This is a genomic window from Weizmannia sp. FSL W8-0676 (assembly GCF_038593015.1).
GTDB lineage: Bacteria > Bacillota > Bacilli > Bacillales > Bacillaceae_C > Weizmannia > Weizmannia coagulans.
Genome location: NZ_CP151954.1, coordinates 2,555,504 through 2,574,318, shown reverse-complemented (window position 1 = coordinate 2,574,318; position 18,815 = coordinate 2,555,504). Strand labels below are relative to the sequence as shown.

Genomic DNA, 18,815 nt, shown 5'->3' with positions numbered 1-18,815 from the left:
GCTGTCGGGAGAGAGCTTGTGAAAAGGAGTTGGGAAGGATGAATGATGCGATCGATCTGTTAAGGAAGGAACCGGGGTTGATGAAACTGTTCCGCCTTTTTAAAGAAAAATACCGTTCGCTCGGCCATATCGGGGGAACCGTCAGTCTTGCCGGTTTTACGCGCACTGAACTGGAGGCGATTGCAGGTCTTGCCGGCACGTCCCCTGATTTGCTCAGAGAGAAAAACAAAATTTCGCTGCGGGCATTTGAAAAGGCGCTGGCGCCGACTGTTTTCGGCAAGTACACCCTGGTTGAGCTGCTTGAAGCGGTTTTGAGGGAAAAAATTTTTTCCAAAGCGGAAGAAGGGGAAATAGAGAAAAAGAAAGAGGAACAGTTTTTGGCGCGGCTGGCGGAGACGATGCCGGGCGGAAACTGGTGGTGGCGCCGGATTGCCGGTAAAACGGCTGACACGCGTTTTATCTGGCATGCGTACAAGCAGGATCCGGATACGTTGTCCGAACAGCTCACAACCGTCTTGAAAGCTTCCACAATGCTGCCGGAAGAAGGGAAATATGAACGAATTCCGTTTTTTTCCCAGCGTGTGACAGGGAACCCGCATTTTTTTGACCAGAACCGTTTCGAAGGCAGGCTCTTTGTCCATTGTTTGTTCACCAGCCAATTGTTGAAAGGGCTGATCGAAGAGATGCCGAAAACGACGGAAGAATTGAACGAACTGTACGCAAATGCCGGGCTGATGCGGGATGACTTATGGAGTTTTGTGACGTGCCGCGCATTTTTGGCGGAAACGGAAAACGGCCTGCACCCGGTCTGGCGGGAAGCAGCTGCTGCAGGGACGGTCATGAATGTCCCGGTGAAAGAATTATTGCAGCTTACGAACATTTGGCCGCGGGTGGGAAAAAAAGTCTGGATCATTGAGAATTCCGGCGTGGCTTCGGCCGTGCTTGATGAAGTGCCCGATGCGCCTGTGATTTGCACGCATGGCCAGTTCCGCACTGCTGCCTGGATCATGCTGCAGCGTCTTGCGGAAAACGGGTGTACTTTTTATTATTCGGGCGATCTCGATCCGGAAGGCGTTGCCATGGCGGAGCGCCTCAGCAACCGTTTTCCCGGGCAAACGGTATTTTGGCGGATGGACCCGGATGCATACTTGCGGGTTCTGTCGGAAGAGGATATATCCGCCCGGCTTTCCAAGCTGGATGCGGTTCAATCCCCTGAACTGCTTTTAGTGGCAGATGAAATGCGGTTGAAGAAAAAAGCGGGGTACCAGGAAGGCCTTGCCGATTTGCTTGTAGAAGATTTGAAAAAAAGATGGGCGGGCGGAAAAGAGATATGACATGGGCCGGAAATTCGGATGCTTCGCATAGAACGCCCCTGTGTTAAAATATCCGGGAAAAAAGGCATTGATTCCTTCACGCAGAGAGTCCATACGTGAATAAACCCGGCAAAAGCCCCAGCCTTTCTTCACATCGAGCGTTCTACGTGAAGGAATACTGAAAAACAGCAAGCTTATCCAAAAAACTGGCAGCACGCCCCGAAAATCAGCGGTATCTAAAAGAATCAACAGATTGCTTCCGGAATCGGAGCGGGCTGGAAAAAAGGCTGCCCGGCCATCTCGCCGGGCAGCCTGTTAAATTTGTTATGAGCCGGCCGGAAAAATCCCAGGGCCCGGCATCAAATCTTTAAACTTCTTCCGGTACTGTATGTTCATGCAACTGTCCGTACTGGCGGCGGTAACGGATGACAAAGTACAACAGGGTGAGGACTTCGGCACCTACGATATAAATCAGCAGGATGCCGGCGTTTTGCCACATCACATCCATCTCTCCGCTGGAAACAACCGCTTTAAATCCGCGCACGCTGTAGGTCATCGGCAACAGCGGGTTAAACCATTGGATGAATTTCGGAATGACTTCCAATGGAAAAGTCCCGGCGCTGCTCGTCAGCTGCAGGATTAAAATAACAATGGCAAGGAATCTGCCGGGATTTTGCAAAAACGTCACCAAAAATTGAATCAGCGCCATAAAGGTAAAGCTCGTTACTACCGAGAACAACAGAAACAATGGCACATTTTTTACATGAATACCGACACCCGAAAGGATGATCAAATCTGCAATCACAGATTGAAGGATGCTGACAATCAGGAGTACACCCAATTTACTGAAAAACCAGCTGATCCCGTTTTTCGGGATGCCTGCCGACTCCACGAGCGGGTAGACGATTGTCAAAATCAGTGCCCCGATAAAGAGCCCAAGGGATAAGAAGTACGGCGTAAAGCCGGTACCGTAATTCGGCACCCTGTCGTAATGGGTGGTATGAAGGCTGACCGGGTCGGCCATCATGTTGTACGTTTTGTTATTTGCCTGGATCTTGCTTGCCGTTTTGGCGGCATCGCCCAGTTTGTTTTTCAGTTCCGCCGTCCCGTTCTTTAATTGTTTTGTCCCGTCAGACAAACGCCCGGAACCGCCGTTCAGCTCTTTTATGCCGGATGCGAGCTGTCCGGATCCGGATGCAAGCTGCCCGGTTCCCGATGCGAGCTGGCCGGTGCCGTTTGCAAGTTTTTCTGCGCCTGCTGTGAGCCGCGCTGAACCAGACTGCAGCTCGTTTGTGCCGGAAACAAGAGAACCGGTCCCGTTTTTCAAAGCAAAAGAGCCGTTTACAAGCTGTGAAGAGCCGGATTGCAGCTTGTTTGTGCCTTCTGCGAGCGCTGCTGAACCGTCTGCCAGCTTTCCTGCCCCTGCGGCAAGGGTTCCTGCCCCGCTGTTGATCTGTTTCAAGCCGTTTGCCAGTTTTTCCGCGCCTGTTTGGAGGCCGGCTGCCCCGTCATTTGCTTTTTGCAAATTCGGGATGAACTGGTTCTGCAAACCGGTAATATAGGTCTGTGCACCGGCATTTAAATCCGCAATCCCGTTATTTAACTTCGCGGCGCCTGCGTAAAGTTGGTGCAAGCTGCTTTTGACCGTGTGAGGATCTTTGTCATTTTCAATATTGGCGTTCAGCTTTGAAATGCCCGCTGAAAGCTGGTCAAAAGCCGGATCCGTTTGCTTTGAAATGCTTGTCGCAATCGCATCTTCAGAAGGAACCGCAGCTTGGGCTTTTTGTTTGATCCGGTTAGATAGATCGCTTAACCCGGCGTTGATTTGTTTCTGCAAGTTGTCCTGCACGTCTTGTTTCCCGGTTTGGATACGATTTTCAGCAGCCTTCTTCATTTGCGCGATTTGCGCATCGGGCAGGTTTGCCTGTTTTCCCATCGTTTCCACAAGTTCGTCTGTTTGTTTGATTTGTTCTTCCATCACCGAATCGGCAATTTGGGCGGCCATTGCGCTGCTGATTTGGGATTGCGCGGATGTAAGCCCGATCCCGATTTGCCCGACGCTGTTATTGAGTTCGGCGTAAACGCCTTTTGCGACTTTGCCCGGCAATTCTGTTTTCATTTGCGTAATGCCTGCATTGAGCTGTGATGTGCCTTGTACAAGCTGTGCCGGAATGGTTGTTTCCGCTTCTTTCAGCTTGGATGTTAACAGGCTGCTTCCGGATTCAAGCTCGCCCGCGCCTTTTTGCAGGTCTAGAGCGCCCGCCAATAAAGAACGGCTGCCTGTTGTCGAAAGCTGGTTCAGGCCGGTGCGCAAAGTGGAGGTGCCGGATGCCAGTTTTTCAGCGCCTGAAGCTGCGTCGGAAAGGCCTTTTGTAAAAGTAATGGAACCGGATGCCAGCTTTTCAAGATTTGCTTTCAAAGTTTTTGCGCCGGTATTGGCTTGTGCCGTTCCGTTGTTTAACGAAACTGCGCCGGCATAAAGCCGTCCTGCCCCAGCATTCAGTTTTTGCGCCCCGTCCCCGGCTTTTACGATGCCTGCCTGAAGAACGGGCATTCCTTTGTTTAAAGCGGCTGCGCCAGAGTTTACTGCGAGCGCCCCGTTGTGTACTTTTGTGCTGCCATTTTGCAATGAAGCAGCCCCAAAAAGCAACCGCCCCGACCCTTGTTTTAACACCGTGACGCCGTTATCAAGTTTAACAGCGCCCTCGTTGAGTTTTGCAGCCCCGGTACTTGCGGTTTTAAAACCGCCCGCCATTTTTTCGACCGTTTGAAAAACCGATTCCGCATACGTTTTTGAAATTTCGTTCGCCATTTTTTCTTTTACTTTCCGCATAGCCGTTTCGCCAATCTGGCTGGACAGGAAGTTGTAGCTGTCATTTGGCATGTACTGAAGCTGAAGTTTTTCCGGATTTTTGTCCAATAAAGTGGTGGCGCTTTTGGAGAAGTTTTCCGGAATTTTGATCACCATATAGTATTGGCGGTTACGAAGCCCGTCCATTGCATGCTGTTCCGATACAAAATGAAAATCAAAGGCGTCGCTTTTCTTTAAGTTTGAGACCAGATCTTTTCCGAGTGTAAGCTGCTGTCCATCCATTTTTGCGCCTTGGTCCTTGTTGACGACCGCAACCGGCAGCTGGTCCATTTTGGCATACGGATCTTTAAACGCCCAGAGAAACATGCCGGCATACAGGACCGGCGCCAAAATGACGGCAATGAGCGGAATCAGGATTTTCGGTTGGCGAATGATTTGTTTCAGTTCTTTTCCAAATAAAGTATAGCCATTCATTTTGAATGCCTCCGTAAACAGATGACTAAATTGGTCATCGAGTCATTTTTGGGTAAAAAAATCAAGCGTAACTTTAAGAAACATGCTAACGCTTGTCCCCATCTTTCGAACGCAGCCGAAAAAAGCCAGGAGCAAGCATTGAGAAACGTTTTGGCGTGTTGATGATGCCATTTACAATCATGAGCACACATGGCTGCCTGCCGATAAACCTTTAAAAAAATAAAGTTCAAACAGTTTAGAAATCTCTTCTTTGGACAGGGGAGGATGATTTTTCTCCCAGTCAAAAATCAGGGCAATATACATTTTAAACATAATAAATGCAGTTAGTTTCGGATCGCATGGATAAATGTCCCGCTTTTGCACCGCCTCCTCGATGTACTGGCTGATATAGTTCAGAATGGATTCTTCCACATGATGAAGGGCATCCACTACTTCGGGTGTGCCAAGATTGACTTCCTCGTACAATTTGATGGCGAGCTGATGTTTAAACCGGAACTCCAGCAACTGGTACAGCACATGATGGACGTTTTCGGGAAAAGAATAACGCTCATCGATCGCTTCTTCGGCTGAATGCTTCATTTCGGCAATCAGGCTTTCCATAATATATTGAAGCAGTTCTTCTTTGTTTTTAAAAAAAGTATAAATTGTACCTTTGCCGACGCCTGCTCTTCTTGCTACATGGTCCATTGTAGTCGCTTTGTAGCCGAATTCAGAAAAAGATTTCGCAGCTGCTTCCACAATCAGCTTTTTCCTGTCTGCCATTGCAACCCCCTCCCTTTTTTGACCAAATGAATGATTTGGTCAAGTAGTATATATACAGCAAAAAAATAACGGAATGAATCCGCTTTCCATTTTTAGTATAACAGACGATGGCCAAAATTGCATGTGACATTTTTTTTAATTGCCGGTTTTTCCGGTTTTTTGGCTCCCGGATAAATGGCATTCTATTACGATTTATCCGGGAAGCCGGGGTTTCGGGCTTGATTTATTCAAAAAGCGATTCGTAAATCCCCGTCCGTTCAAGGCCTTGCAAACCGGTTGGGCTTCCTTCGTTTGTTAGCAGCCTTTAATCCGAAAGGGGGCTGTCTGACTCTGGGAGATCCGGATCGATGACTTGGAACGGGCGCATCATATCGTAGTCTTCGTGTTCGAGAATATGGCAGTGCCATACGTAGTCGCCGGCATACGGGGAAAACCGCATCATGACGCGGGTGATTTGCCCGCCCGGTGCGGCAACGGTATCTTTAAAGCCGCGTTCATTCGGTTCCGGCGGGGTCGCAGGGCCGGTATATACAATTTGGCCCGTTTCGTTATACAAGTCCAAGTCAAATGGGCGTCGGTCCAAAATTTGAAACTGGACAAGATGGATATGGATCGGATGGGTAAAAGCCGTTGTATTGGCAAGCGACCAGATTTCAGTTGTGCCGAGCCTTGGCATTTCCGTCACCGGATCCATCCATCTTTTTTTGTCCAGAAGCAATAGCGGGCGCCCGTATGAATCGGTTGCACCGGTCAGTTTTAAATGGCGGATGGCGCTCACGTTTTGGCTGGAAGGAACCGGGATAGAAGACAAGGACGGCGGAATGCGACTTGTGTCTTCTCCGGAAACCGGCAGCACGACCCTAAACTGCATGACATCGCCGGTTTGGTCGGCCGGATCGGCATTAGGCCCGAGGTCATTTTTTAGTAAAATCGTCTGCCCGGCATATTCGGAAAAATCAAGGATCAAATCCGCCCGTTCTGCCGGTTCCAGTGCCAAATTTCCGACTTGCACCGGCCGCCTTAGCAGCCCGCCGTCCGTGCCGATCTGGTAAAAAGCCTGGCCGGAATCAAGGTACAACTGATAGGCCCGCGTGTTGGACGCATTGACAATCCGGAACCGGTATTTTCGCGGCTCCACTTCCAAATAGGGCCATACCTTTCCATTTACAAGAATCGTATCGCCGAGGAAAAACGGCACGACGGATGGATCCGGTGTTCCGGGCCCCGGATTTTGCGGCTGGCGCGGATAAAAAAGGGAACCGTCATTGTTAAAAGTCCGGTCCGTGAGAAGCAGCGGAATTTCGTATTTGCCGGATGGCAGATGGAAAGCCTTTTCTTTTTGATCGCGAATGATATACATGCCGGCCAGGCCTGCATACACATTGAGGCGCGTAATGCCGATCGCATGGTCATGGTACCACAAAGTGGCGGGGCGCTGTTTGTTTGAATACTCATAAACTTCATTTTTGAATGCCGGCCCGGTTTCGTTAAAATCGCCCGTAAACCAGGCTTCCGGATAGCCGTCGCTGTCCGGTTTGGTTTCCCCGCCATGGAGATGCACGACGGTCCGCACTTCCGGAAAGTCCGTTCCCATCCCGTCTAAGATGGTGGGGTCAATCGGGAGAAAATGTCTTTGCGGCAAATGATTCGTCCATTTCACCCGTATCTTTTTCCCGTGCGGCACGTCAAAAAGCGGACCGGGAAAGCGGCGGTTGTACCCCCATAACCTTGTCGGCCTTAAATCCCGGTGCAGCTTTTGCCAAAATTCTTCCATTGTGACTTCATAATATGCGATCCCGCCCTCTTCCCGCACTGGCCGGATTTTTTCCGCGAGCGGCAGGCGGTCAACAAACTTTTCTAAATTCGGGCTCAAACTCCCCACTCCCTCATTAATTGATGCCGTACATTTCTAACAGAATATGAACCATCAAGGCTTTTGGAAAGGGCGAATGGTACTGGAGGCAGAGATAACGTTTTTGGCCCGCCCGTATCAAAAACATAGGCATGTTTGAAAAAGCTTTTAGAGGCGAGACAAAAAATTGAACGGGAACCGCAAAAATCATATAATAAGCTATATTGGTTTCCGAGACAGTTAGAAATGAAGGTGGCACAAATGAAAAAAATTTTGCTCTTGGCAACAGGCGGGACCATTGCTTCCGTTGAGGGGGATGAAGGGCTGAAACCTGGGCTTTCGGGAGAAGACTTGCTGAAATATTTTCAGCATGCTGCTTTGTCTGCCGATGTCACCGCAAAGATATTAATGAACCGCGACAGCACAAACATGCAGCCGGAACATTGGGTGCAGATTGCAAAAGCAGTTGCGGAACATTATGAACAGTATGACGGTTTTTTGATTACACACGGAACGGATACATTGGGATATACGTCGGCAGCCTTGTCGTATATGCTGCAGGGCCTGAATAAGCCGGTTGTGCTGACGGGTTCGCAGGTGCCGATCAGTTTTAAAAAGACCGATGCCAAGAAAAATCTTTTCAACGCCCTCCGCTTTGCCTGCGAGGAGATTGGCGGCGTTTTTGTCGTGTTTGACGGGCGCGTGATCATGGGCACAAGGGCGGTGAAAATGCGGACGAAAAGCTACGATGCGTTTGAAAGCATCAATCATCCGTATGTGGCTTATGTAGCAGGGGACGAGGTGCACTATCATTGGAGGCCACAACCGCCGGAGCAGCCGTTTCATATTGAGACAAGCCTGTCACCGGATGTCTTTCTTTTAAAATTGCATCCGGGCACAAAGCCGGAGATTTTTGATTTTTTAAAGGAACATTACCGCGGGGTGATCATTGAAAGTTTCGGGAACGGCGGGGTGCCGTTTGAAGGGCGCAATTTGCTGCCAAAAATCAAGGAATTGACCGATGCCGGGATTGTTGTTATGATTTCGACGCAATGCTTGGAAGAAGGGCATGATTTGTATTTGTATGAAGTCGGAAGAAAAGTCGCGCAATATCCGGTGATTGTTTCCGGGGATATGAATACGGAAGCGATCGTGCCGAAACTAATGTGGGCGCTGGGCAAAACGGATGATCCCGCTGAAGTGAAAAAGATCATTGAAACGCCGCTTGCTTATGATTTGTCACAGGATTGGGGGGCTTAAACGGTAAAGCGCGCCGGAAAACGGCTGAAAGATTGCGGGAGGGGATGCCTGCAATTTTTTTGCCGTTCGATGCGTTTGAGCATCCTGCTGCACAGCCCGCATTTGCAGCGTTTTCCCGGCATTTTTTCAGCCGGTGTCTTCTATATAGAACGGGGTTTCTGCGTTTACAAAAAACCGCCGCCATAAATTCCATTAAATTTCATACCAACTGCGCGGGGAATCGAGTAAACTGGAGTTAGGAAACATGAAAAAACAGGCGCCAGGCCCGGCCTTAAAGGGGCGGTTTCCGGCATCCGCGAGGGAGGTAGCACGGTGGAAACGTCATTTGAAATGCTGCTGGGAATATTTGAGAGGGCTTCCCTTTTATTAACCTGCTTATTTTTTATCACGAGAATTCCGCGTTTTAAAGAAATCTTTCAACAGGAGCAGCCGTCTGTTTTTGAATTGAGTTTTATCACTGCAGTCTTTTGCAGTTTTGCCATCTTTGCGACTTACTCGGGCATTAAGGTGGACGGGTCCCTTGTCAATGTGCGGATTATTGCCATCGTATCCGGCGGCATCCTGTTCGGCCCGTGGGTTGGCATTATCACAGGCATCGTCTCCGGGTTGCACCGTTATTTAATAGATATTGGCGGGGTTACCTCCGTGCCGTGCTTGATTACGAGTATTACAGCCGGCGTCATTTCCGGCCTGATCAGCAGGAAAGTGAAAAATTCCTGGCGCTGGTTCGTCGGGATCGCAGCCGGGATGTTTTGTGAAATATTAACGATGCTTTTGATTCTTGTTTTTGCCCACCCGTTCAGCACCGGGGTGGATATTGTGTCCAAAATTGCCTTCCCGATGATCGCGGGCGACGTCAATATTGGATTGATTGTCCTGCTGATTAAGAGCGTGGAGGGCGAGAAGGAATTTGTGGCGGCAAAACAGGCAAAACTGGCGCTTGATATTGCCAATAAAACCATGCCGTATTTCCGCGCCATTAATGCAGAATCGTTGGAAAAAATCTGCGCCATCATTAAAAATGAGATCCGCGCCGATGCAGTTGCCATCACCGATAAGAAAAAAATCCTGGCTTATGTCGGCTTCGGACAGGAAAGGTACCAGATCGGCCATGAAATTATTAGTGATCTGACAAAAACTGCGATCAAAAGCGGGGAAATTACGATCCGCAACCATATCCAGGACCAGCAGACCCCGCAGATCCAGTGCCTGCTGATTATTCCGTTAAAGGAGCGGGATGAAGTCACCGGCACATTGAAAATTTATTATAAAAAAGCGAACAAAATCACCTACTCCTTGCAGACAATGGCAATCGGCCTTGCCCAGATGATTTCGACGCTCATGGAAATTTCGCGCATCGAAGAAATCAAAGAAGAAGCCAATAAAGCGGAGTGGAAGGCGCTCCAGACAAAAATCAACCCGCATTTTTTGTTTAACGCGTTAAATGCGATTGCCTCCACGACCCGCAGAAATCCCGATAAAGCAAGAAAATTAATCATGAACTTATCCGGTTTTATGCGCTATAATCTTGAATTGGCTGATGATTTTATTGATATCAATAAAGAACTGCAGCAGGTGCGCGACTATATTGAGATTGAAAAAGCGAGATTCGGCAGCCGCCTGCAGGTTGAATATGAGATTGACGCCGTATCCGTGCTGATCCCGAGCCTGATTATCCAGCCGCTTGTGGAAAATGCAATCAACCATGGGATTTTAAAAGTAAAAGGGCCGGGGATCGTAAAAATCTCCGTCAAGGAGGTGGGAAATAAAGTCCGCATCAGTGTGGCGGATACAGGGGCAGGCATTCCGGAAGAAGTGATTGAGCATGTTTACCAGGATAATATGCCGGTCACACAGATTGGCCTTTATAATGTCCATCGCCGTGTCAAACTGATTTACGGAAACGGCCTGGCCATCAGAAGGCTGAATCCCGGAACAGAAGTTTATTTTGAGGTTCCGAAGGTGGGAGAATATGAAAGCCATTATAGTGGAAGACGAAATACCGGCACGTGAAGAACTGGCGTATTTGATTGAAACGTACAGCGGGATTGAGATTACCGATTGTTTTGAAGACGGGCTGGATGTGCTGAAATTTTTACAGGAACATGAAACAGATGCGATTTTTCTTGATATTAATATTCCTTCCCTGGACGGCATGCTGCTGGCAGGAAGCATCAGCAAATTTGCGCATAAACCGTATATTATTTTTACAACGGCTTATAAGGAACACGCCGTACAGGCTTTTGAACTGGAAGCATTTGATTATATTTTAAAACCATATGAAGAAAAAAGAATTGCCGCCATGTTGAAAAGGCTTGAGGCTGCGTATAAAAGAGAGCATCCATTGCCGGGAGAAGAAGGGGCTGTGCCGCGAAATGGCGGGCTTCACCGGAAAGAGCGGGTGAATTTGCGCAAGGGCGAGAAAATTATTGTGGCGGATGCAAACGATATTTTTTACTGCGCCGCTCAGGAAAAAATCACGCTTGTTTATACACAACAGGAAACGTTTGAAATGCCCATGGCGATATCCGAGTTCCAGTCCCTTTTGCCTGAGGATCTTTTCTTTCGCTGCCACCGGTCTTATCTTGTAAATTTAACGAAGATCCGGGAAATTGTGCCGTGGTTCAATCAGACGTATTTGCTCCGTTTAAAAGGGATGGACGCGGAAATACCGGTAAGCAGAAGAAATGTGAAACAGTTTAAAGCGCTGATGCATTTTTAATATAAAGCGCCATAAAGCGCCCAGCCATGCAGGAAAAGCGGCTGGCATGAACAAAAAGTGTATGCCGGTTTTTTCCTTTTTTGCCGGGGCGGGCGTGAAAAATAGCATGGCCTACTTTGCGCACTGCGGCCGTTCGCGTGTGAAAAGTTGCCTGCTTTCCAATTTGCCATCCTCCAAGGTGTTGCGCCGAAAAAACGGGCATGGCCTGCTTCCGGCAATACCGTTTTTCAGGAAGATTGTGCATAAATTGGAATACCTAATTTTATCCATATGCCATCTTTTATGGACATTGCGCGGGAAAGTTTCAAGAAGCGGTTTGTTCCTGTGCCATCCATTCCTTTCTGTATACCGTTTATTCCTTTTTAAAGCATTCTCGTTCCGAAAATGAGTTCCCTCCTTATTTTCGTACTATAATTTGAACTGTAGAAAAGGACAGAAGAAACGGAGGGAATCGGACATGTTAGAACGAAAAGCAAACCGCAGCCTGATTGTATTAGGGACGATGATTGTACAAATGGGGCTTGGGACTGTTTATACATGGAGTTTATTTAACCAGCCGCTTGTTGATAAATTCGGGTGGCAATTGAGTGCAGTATCGACGACATTTTCTATTTTAAGCCTGGCACTTGCAGTATCGACATTGTTTGCGACAAAATTGCAGGCAAAATGGGGGCTGCGCCGCCTGGTTGCTTTTTCCGGCATTTTGCTTGGCGCAGGATTAATCTTGAGTTCATTTGCACCTTCACTTTGGATGCTCTATCTGTTGGCAGGCCTTATTGTCGGTTATGCAGACGGGACAGCTTATATCACGACTTTATCCAATTTAATGAAATGGTTTCCGGATAAAAAAGGCCTCGTTTCAGGCATCTCCGTCGGGGCATACGGGACCGGCAGCCTGGTATTTAAGTTTGTAAACGGTGCCGTCCTCAGTTCGTTTGGTGTCACACAGGCTTTTCTTTGCTGGGGAGTGATTGCAATTGCCATGATCACCGGCGGATCTTTCCTCTTGAAAGAAGCAGAAAATACAACCACATCCGGTACTGTGTCCAAACAGCCGGCCGGAAAAGATTTTACCATCAAAGAAATGCTCAAAACGAAACAAGCTTACCTCTTATTCATCGTGTTCTTCACGGCGTGTATGAGCGGTTTATATCTGATCGGCCTTGTTAAAGACATCGGCACGAGGCTTGTCGGGCTGGATGTTGCGACGGCCAGCAATGCAGTGGCGCTGATTGCCGTCTTTAACACCATCGGGCGGCTCGTTCTCGGCGGTTTATCAGACCATGTGGGAAGAATGAAAGTGGTATCAGGGACGCTGCTCGCGACGGCCGTTGCGGTTTCCATTTTGAGCTATGCCCACTTAAATTTCGCCCTGTTCTTTATCTGTGTTGCTGCGATTGCTTTCGGTTTCGGCGGAAATGTCACCGTATTTCCGGCTATTATTTCAGACTTCTTCGGCCTGAAAAATCAAAGCGCCAATTATTCAGTGATTTACCAAGGCTTCGGCATCGGCGCATTATCCGGATCGGTCATCGCTTCCCTTCTCGGGGGCTTTATGCCGACATTCCATGCGATCACGATTCTCTGCCTGGTCTCTTTTGCGATTACGCTTTTCATTAAATCGCCGGCTGAAGAAGCAGCCCACGCACACGGGGTTCGGGGGAATGTCAACCGTGCCCAGCATTCGCATTAAAGCAAGGGCTGTGTGCTTCGATCATGAACAAGCAGACAGGAAAGGGATTCGTGCCTCCATCATGATAAAAAACCCGCTGGCTGCCCCAGCGGGTTTTCCCGGTTTATCCCCAAATTTCCTTTGCGGTATCCACAATATATTTTACTTTGTCCCACTGCTGCTCTTCTGTTAAAAGATTGCCGTGGTGGGTGGAGGAGAAGCCGCACTGGGTGCTGATGCAAAGCTGTTCGAGCGGTACATACCTGGATGCTTCCCGAATCCGGTTTTTGATCAGCACTTTATCTTCAAGCTCTCCCTTTTTCGATGTAAAAATGCCAAGCACGACTTTCGGCCCGCCTTCCGGAATGTATTTCAACGGTTCAAACCCGCCGGAACGCTCATCGTCGTATTCAAGGAAAAACCCGTCTACTTTTTCATTTGCAAAGATTTTCGGGGCAATTTTATCATACGGACCTTCAAAAGCCCATTTCGACTGGTAGTTGCCGCGGCACAGATGGGTTGTGATGGTCAGATCATCCGGCTTGTCTTCCAGTACGCTGTTTGCTACATGTAAAGCGAGATCAATCAATCTTTCCCTTTCGAGCTCACTGTCTGCAAACGGCAGTTTCGGTGCACACAGGCCGGCAAGATAAACATCATCCAGCTGCAAGTAGCGGCAGCCGGCATCATAAAAAGCTTTGATCGCATCCCGGTAAGTTTGGATAATATCATTTGCGTATTCTTCAAGATCCGGGTAAATGTCTTCATTGCGGATTCCCGCATTGAAAAACTGATTCGGGCTTGGAATAGTCATTTTCGCAACCGCCCTGTCCCCGGCGATTTCTTTCAGCGCAATAAAATCTTTTATGTGCGGATGGTCCGGGTTAAAGGAGACTTTTCCGGTTACCCGGACGTCATAAGCTTCCGTTTCGATGCCGACAAACCGGTATCCATGGTTCGGCACGTATCCTTTTACCCCGTTTAAATGTTCCATGAAATCTGTATGCCAGAACCTCCGCCGGAATTCTCCGTCCGTTACCGCTTCGAGGCCGGCTTCAATTTGTTTGTCGACCAGGCGGCGGATTTCTTCATCTTCTATTGCACGCAAGTCTTCGGCCGGGATGGTTCCCGCTGCAAATTTTTCCCGCGCTTTCTTCAACCGGGCCGGGCGCAAAAAGCTTCCGACAATGTCTGCCCTGTACGGCGCTTTTGTTAATGTTTTTGTCATCATGATTCCCTCTTTCTGCATATTTTTTAAAACAGCTGCTGTGCGCAGAAAGAAATTGCTTTTAGCTGCATGGGCCCATTAAAAAAACCTCTTCGGCAATAAGAAGAGGTATGGATTGCAAAACAGAACCGTCCGCTCTTCTTATCTTCAAGCAATTGCTTTCTGGAATTGGCACAGTTCTTTAAAAAAGACCGCTGCCGAGGCTTCAAGGGGCCAGTCCCTCCACCTCTCTGGATAAGAATTTTAAATATTATTTAGTTTAAATACACTTTAAATGTTCCACCTATTTTTGTCAAGGGCATTCGCAAAATTTTTTAAAATGGGACGGAAAGATTGAAATCAGGGGCGATGTGAAAATATAATAGTAATAAGAAAAACAAAGGAGGGATTTTATGGAGGCCATACAATCAAGGTCTGTATTCCAGAAAGTGCTTGGCGTCTTTGCCGTTTCACTGCTGTTTGCAACGGCGGGTTTATATACGGGGAGATTCATTCCGCCTGCGCTTATGATGCCGCTGATGGTTGCAGAAATTGCAATGGTCATCGCCGCTTTCTGGTTAAGAAGGAAAAAGAGCGTCGGGTATATGTTCGTTTATGCTTTCACCTTTATTTCCGGTATTACGACATATCCGATTGTAGCTTATTATGCATCCCAGGCCGGTGCTGAGGTCGTCCTGCTCGCTTTTGGTTCCACGTTCGGCATTTTTGCCGTGATGGGTGTTATTGGGGCCGTTACCAAGAGGGATCTTGGCTTTTTAAGCACCGCATTGCTTGTCGCATTGTTGGCGCTGATCTTCATCGGAATATTCAGCATTTTCAGCCCGTTAACCTCAACCGGGATGCTCGCGTACTCCTTCATTGGCGCGATTGTTTTTTCCCTGTATGTTGTTTTTGACTTTAACCAAATGAAGCACCATGGCATTTCCGAGGAAATGGTCCCGCTTTTGGCTTTAAGCCTGTACCTTGATTTTATCAACCTGTTTATTTACATTTTGCAAATTCTCGGCATTTTGGGAAGAGACGATTGAGAAAAAAGAAAACGCCCGCCATTCACCGGCAGGCGTTTTCTTTTTCACATGTTGGATGTCAAACAAAACAATACGGTCTTTTTGCTCCCTTTCGGGGATGCGCGCTTCCCATGCTGCCCGGACCATTTATGCCAAATGCTGCTGCGCATCCGGCCCCATCAGCGATAAAAACAGCGCTTTCCGGTGGAGATGCTCTTTTCCATCGAGCGTCTGGATCGCATTTTCGCCAAACAACGTTTTTTGAATACGTTTTGGCACAGCCCCGTTTCGTTTGAATTTTTCCGGGTCATAAAACTTTTTGACTGCTTCCTCGCCGCTGATGCACACCGCTTTTTGCCCGAGCAGACGGGTTTCAAACAAAATTGCATGATAATCGTCCGTCCGGTTTTTAACGGCTTTCCGAAAGAAGTCTCCCATCCTCAAGGAATGTGAAGGTGCGAATCGCACCAATGAGTAGGTGGGAGATGAATTTCGGTTGGCTTTAGCCAAAGTTATTTTTCCAATCCTTTTCTCAACAATTCTAAGATTGCGGCTGTTCTAGTTGGAATCCCATTTTCTTTTTGATATTGCTCCAATTTTTCTAATATCGTCTTAGGCATATGAATTTCTACACGTTCTTTCTCTTCTCTCATGATTATCACCTCATATTGATTGTACGGATTTTTTACAATATAATCAATATATACGAAATTTTTTCGCACAAAGTGAGGTGAATTGATATGGCCAAGCAAAACAAAGCTTTCAAGTTTCGTTTGTTACCAAACAAAGAACAATCCGCATTATTAGCTAAGACATTTGGTTGTGTTCGCTTTGTCTACAATAAGATGTTAGCTGAACGCAAAGAAACGTATGAAAAGTTCAAGGATGATAAAGAATTGCTTAAAAAGCAAAAGTTTCCGACTCCTGCAAAATATAAAAGTGAATTTCCATTCCTAAAAGAAGTGGATTCTTTAGCTTTGGCAAATGCACAAATGAACTTACAGACTGCTTATAAGAATTTCTTTGAAGGAAATGCGGATTTTCCAAAGTTCAAAAATCGTAAAGCAAAACAATCCTATACAACTAATATGGTCAACGGAAATATTAAGCTAGAAAATGGTCATATCAAACTGCCAAAAATCAAAAAGCCAATAAAAATGAAACAGCATAGAGAGATACCTGCTGATTATAAAATCAAATCTTGCACTATTTCTAAAACAAAGACAGGCAAATACTACATTTCAATTTTGACAGAATATGAGAAAGATATTCGTCCAGTTAAAATACAGAAAGTTGTTGGTTTGGATTTTGCTATGGATGGTCTATATGTCGAGAGTGAACAGGGTAAGAAAGCCAATTACCCACGTTACTATCGGCAAGCCTTAGATAAATTAGCAAAAGCACAACGAATTCTTTCTCGAAGAAAGAAAGGTTCTGCACGTTGGAACAAGCAACGACTAGTAGTGGCTAAGTTACATGAGAAAGTGGCGAACCAACGCATGAATTTTCTTCATCATAAGTCAAAAGAATTAGCTTCTAACTTTGATGCTGTCGTGATTGAGGACTTGAACATGAAAGGGATGTCTCAAGCCCTTCACTTTGGGAAAAGCGTTCATGATAACGGCTGGGGAATGTTCACTACTTTCTTAGCGTATAAGCTAAAAGAACAAGGGAAACAACTTGTGAAAATTGATAAGTGGTTTCCCTCCACTAAGAAGTGTTCATGTTGCGGCAAGGAAAAAGAAATGCCATTATCTGAACGTGTATATAAATGTTCTTGCGGCTTTGTATTAGATCGCGATCACAATTCAGCAATCAATATCAAAAATGAGGGATTACGCTTATTAGCGTTATCATAAGTAACAAAACTCTTGGAACAAGAGGGTTAGCTCGGTCAGTTTTCGTTGGCTAGTAAAAGCAACGATAAGTCGAGAAGCCCCCACTTCAATCAAACCGTAAGGTTGATAAGTGGTGGGTAGTTCACTGTAGAGATGCCCTTCTTTCATCAAATCAATGGTATCATCAATCGTTTTTTCATTAGGAATTTGCCCAGCCATTGCTCTGCTCCTTTTTTCATGTGCCCGTTTTCCCTGGCTGCTTCCGGAAAAAACAGGGCACATCCTTTTTTTTATCTTCTTACACTTTTTCATCTTCATTCAAACATTGCACGCAACATAATCGAAGTTTACCCGCAAGCCGGCGAAATTATGCCATGTTTCGGTTCACATCCAAACAGGGTATAAGGAAATAGAAATGCAAAAGGAGAGGGAAGAAAATGGCAAAGGAAATCAATGTGGGCATCGGATTTGCAACAGGAAGAAAAAGTTTTAAAAACGTTTTAAAAACGTATATGTATAACTTGAAGGAATCCGAACTGACGGAGAGCGACAGGATCAAGCTGCATTTGTTTGTTGCCTATGATTTGCACTACGAAAATGCAGAGCCTGAAGACTTTGTACATATTGAAACGGAATGCATGGAAGATATTGACCGGGCTTATTTCGTCGGGGAGAAGGAGACGCGTAAAGCAACCGAAGAACTCGTATCCCAAATGGGCATGAGCAGAAAAGAAGCAGTCCTTTTGTTCGGCGAAGGATACGCGTCCAAACGCAATATCATCGTTTATGAGGCGTTGAAAAGAGGCATCGATTATCTCATTTTTCTTGATGATGACGAGTATCCGGTTGCCGTGACAAAAAGCAGGCAAACGGCTGTCTGGGGGGGGCAGCAAGTGCTCCGGAAGCATTTGGAACATATCCGGAATGCCGATATTACGAACGGATACCATTGCGGCTACATTTCCCCGATTCCGTTCATTTCTTTCAATGACGTCCTGCAAGAAAAAGATTTCCGCACGCTCATTGAGGCCTTGAGCAACGATATTGTCAATTGGGATACGATCAAAACCGTGATGAAAAACGGCGGGGTGACATATGCCGATACAGGTGTGCTTGTAAAGGATGAGGCGGAAGAAGTGCCAGAGATTAACCGGGCAAAATTTATTTCAGGATCGAATTTGACGCTGAATTTAACAGACCCGGACCGTGTGCTGCCGTTTTACAATCCGCCGAATGCACGGGGCGAGGATACTTTCTTAGGCACATGCCTGACAGACCGGACCGTGTTGCGCGTGCCAGCCTATACTTTCCATGACGGATTCGGCGCTTACCAGCATTTGCTGCTCGGGGTGCTGCCGACCAATTTAAGCTATATTAAAGCGGATACGAAACAGGTCGTGGAGCGTTTTTACAAAGCATGTGTCGGCTGGATCCGGTACAAGCCGCTTTATGTGTATATCACCGACAGGGAAAACTATGAAGAAAAAATGGCGGAAGTGCGTGCCCGGCTGAAAGAGACGCTTCCGAAAGTTTGCCGCTACTTCGGACGGGATGACTTTATGAATGTACTGGAGGAATTCGAGCAGTACCACCGCAACGTCAGACAGCATTACCGCGATTTTCAGGATACAAAAGCAGCCTGGAGGAAAATGACCGCGCAATTGGTTTCAAGAGAAAAAAGGGAAACAGCCATTTAAGCTGCTTTGGATGGAGCGGCTTTTTGTCGGTTGGAAAGGAAAAACCTGGTCGGATGGGGAAAGCCATAGGGGAGACCCCTTTCGCGCATAGCCGCCCATCCCGCAACGCTGGTGCAAATTGTCCACGGCTGCTTTTTGCACGGCACGGGAGCGGGTTTAAAGTCAATCCATAAGTACA

Annotated in this window: 15 protein-coding genes and 1 riboswitch; of the genes, 8 read left to right on the top strand and 7 right to left on the bottom strand. The window is 47.1% G+C overall.

The window, feature by feature from the left end:
• Nucleotides 1–38 precede the first annotated feature (38 nt).
• The gene (locus NST20_RS12685; protein WP_342399563.1) at nt 39–1,334 is read left to right on the top strand and encodes a TIGR02679 family protein; all 1,296 of its coding nucleotides are present in this window, start codon (nt 39–41) and stop codon (nt 1,332–1,334) included.
• A 346-nt stretch (nt 1,335–1,680) separates the two neighbouring features.
• On the opposite strand, the gene NST20_RS12680 is transcribed toward NST20_RS12685, so the two are convergent.
• From NST20_RS12680 to NST20_RS12670, 3 genes are all read right to left on the bottom strand, one after another.
• Nucleotides 1,681–4,599, bottom strand: a complete 2,919-nt coding sequence (locus NST20_RS12680; RefSeq protein ID WP_342399562.1) for a YhgE/Pip domain-containing protein — start codon at nt 4,597–4,599, stop codon at nt 1,681–1,683.
• Nucleotides 4,600–4,776: 177 nt separating this feature from the next.
• Nucleotides 4,777–5,361: a TetR/AcrR family transcriptional regulator gene (locus NST20_RS12675; protein ID WP_342399561.1), complete on the bottom strand. Its 585-nt coding sequence runs from the start codon at nt 5,359–5,361 to the stop codon at nt 4,777–4,779.
• Between the two features lie 304 nt (nt 5,362–5,665).
• Nucleotides 5,666–7,234, bottom strand: coding sequence for a multicopper oxidase (locus NST20_RS12670; RefSeq protein WP_342399560.1), 1,569 nt, complete (start codon nt 7,232–7,234; stop codon nt 5,666–5,668).
• 240 nt (nt 7,235–7,474) lie between these two features.
• Here NST20_RS12670 and NST20_RS12665 point away from each other — a divergent pair, with 240 nt between their 5' ends.
• The 4 genes from NST20_RS12665 to NST20_RS12650 all read left to right on the top strand — a co-directional run bounded on the left by NST20_RS12665 (nt 7,475) and on the right by NST20_RS12650 (nt 12,888).
• Complete coding sequence (locus NST20_RS12665; RefSeq protein WP_285958700.1) at nt 7,475–8,473, top strand: asparaginase; 999 nt, start codon at nt 7,475–7,477, stop codon at nt 8,471–8,473.
• Nucleotides 8,474–8,785: 312 nt separating this feature from the next.
• Nucleotides 8,786–10,486 carry a sensor histidine kinase gene (locus NST20_RS12660; RefSeq protein WP_019721503.1) on the top strand — a complete coding sequence of 567 codons (1,701 nt, stop codon included), beginning with the start codon at nt 8,786–8,788 and terminating at the stop codon, nt 10,484–10,486.
• Nucleotides 10,446–11,195 carry a LytTR family DNA-binding domain-containing protein gene (locus tag NST20_RS12655; protein WP_017550128.1) on the top strand — a complete coding sequence of 250 codons (750 nt, stop codon included), beginning with the start codon at nt 10,446–10,448 and terminating at the stop codon, nt 11,193–11,195. The genes NST20_RS12660 and NST20_RS12655 overlap by 41 nt, the downstream gene beginning before the upstream one ends.
• Nucleotides 11,196–11,652: 457 nt before the next feature.
• Nucleotides 11,653–12,888 (top strand): OFA family MFS transporter, encoded by a 1,236-nt coding sequence (locus NST20_RS12650; protein ID WP_019721505.1) that lies wholly within the window; start codon nt 11,653–11,655, stop codon nt 12,886–12,888.
• Between the two features lie 103 nt (nt 12,889–12,991).
• Here NST20_RS12650 and NST20_RS12645 read toward each other — a convergent pair whose 3' ends face one another.
• On the bottom strand, nt 12,992–14,095 hold the full coding sequence (locus tag NST20_RS12645) for a 5-methyltetrahydropteroyltriglutamate--homocysteine S-methyltransferase (RefSeq protein ID WP_133537503.1): 1,104 nt from the start codon (nt 14,093–14,095) through the stop codon (nt 12,992–12,994).
• Between the two features lie 138 nt (nt 14,096–14,233).
• Nucleotides 14,234–14,336: riboswitch (SAM riboswitch) on the bottom strand.
• 151 nt (nt 14,337–14,487) lie between these two features.
• On the opposite strand from NST20_RS12645, the gene NST20_RS12640 reads away from it, so the two are divergent.
• The gene (locus NST20_RS12640) at nt 14,488–15,123 is read left to right on the top strand and encodes a Bax inhibitor-1/YccA family protein (RefSeq protein WP_061086829.1); all 636 of its coding nucleotides are present in this window, start codon (nt 14,488–14,490) and stop codon (nt 15,121–15,123) included.
• A 126-nt stretch (nt 15,124–15,249) separates the two neighbouring features.
• Here the strand turns inward: NST20_RS12640 and NST20_RS12635 are convergent, their stop codons facing one another.
• On the bottom strand, nt 15,250–15,540 hold the full coding sequence (locus NST20_RS12635) for a hypothetical protein (protein ID WP_342399559.1): 291 nt from the start codon (nt 15,538–15,540) through the stop codon (nt 15,250–15,252).
• 74 nt (nt 15,541–15,614) lie between these two features.
• Nucleotides 15,615–15,755 carry a ribbon-helix-helix protein, CopG family gene (locus NST20_RS12630; RefSeq protein WP_013860635.1) on the bottom strand — a complete coding sequence of 47 codons (141 nt, stop codon included), beginning with the start codon at nt 15,753–15,755 and terminating at the stop codon, nt 15,615–15,617.
• A gap of 87 nt (nt 15,756–15,842) precedes the next feature.
• Here NST20_RS12630 and NST20_RS12625 point away from each other — a divergent pair, with 87 nt between their 5' ends.
• Nucleotides 15,843–16,961, top strand: coding sequence for an RNA-guided endonuclease TnpB family protein (locus NST20_RS12625; protein WP_014095882.1), 1,119 nt, complete (start codon nt 15,843–15,845; stop codon nt 16,959–16,961).
• On the opposite strand, the gene NST20_RS12620 is transcribed toward NST20_RS12625, so the two are convergent.
• Nucleotides 16,956–17,159 carry a hypothetical protein gene (locus NST20_RS12620; RefSeq protein WP_133537675.1) on the bottom strand — a complete coding sequence of 68 codons (204 nt, stop codon included), beginning with the start codon at nt 17,157–17,159 and terminating at the stop codon, nt 16,956–16,958. The genes NST20_RS12625 and NST20_RS12620 overlap by 6 nt on opposite strands.
• A gap of 218 nt (nt 17,160–17,377) precedes the next feature.
• Between NST20_RS12620 and NST20_RS12615 the strand changes: the two genes are divergently transcribed.
• A complete protein-coding gene (locus NST20_RS12615) occupies nt 17,378–18,637 on the top strand; it encodes a hypothetical protein (RefSeq protein ID WP_342399558.1) in 1,260 nt (419 codons plus the stop codon).
• Nucleotides 18,638–18,815: the final 178 nt, after the last annotated feature.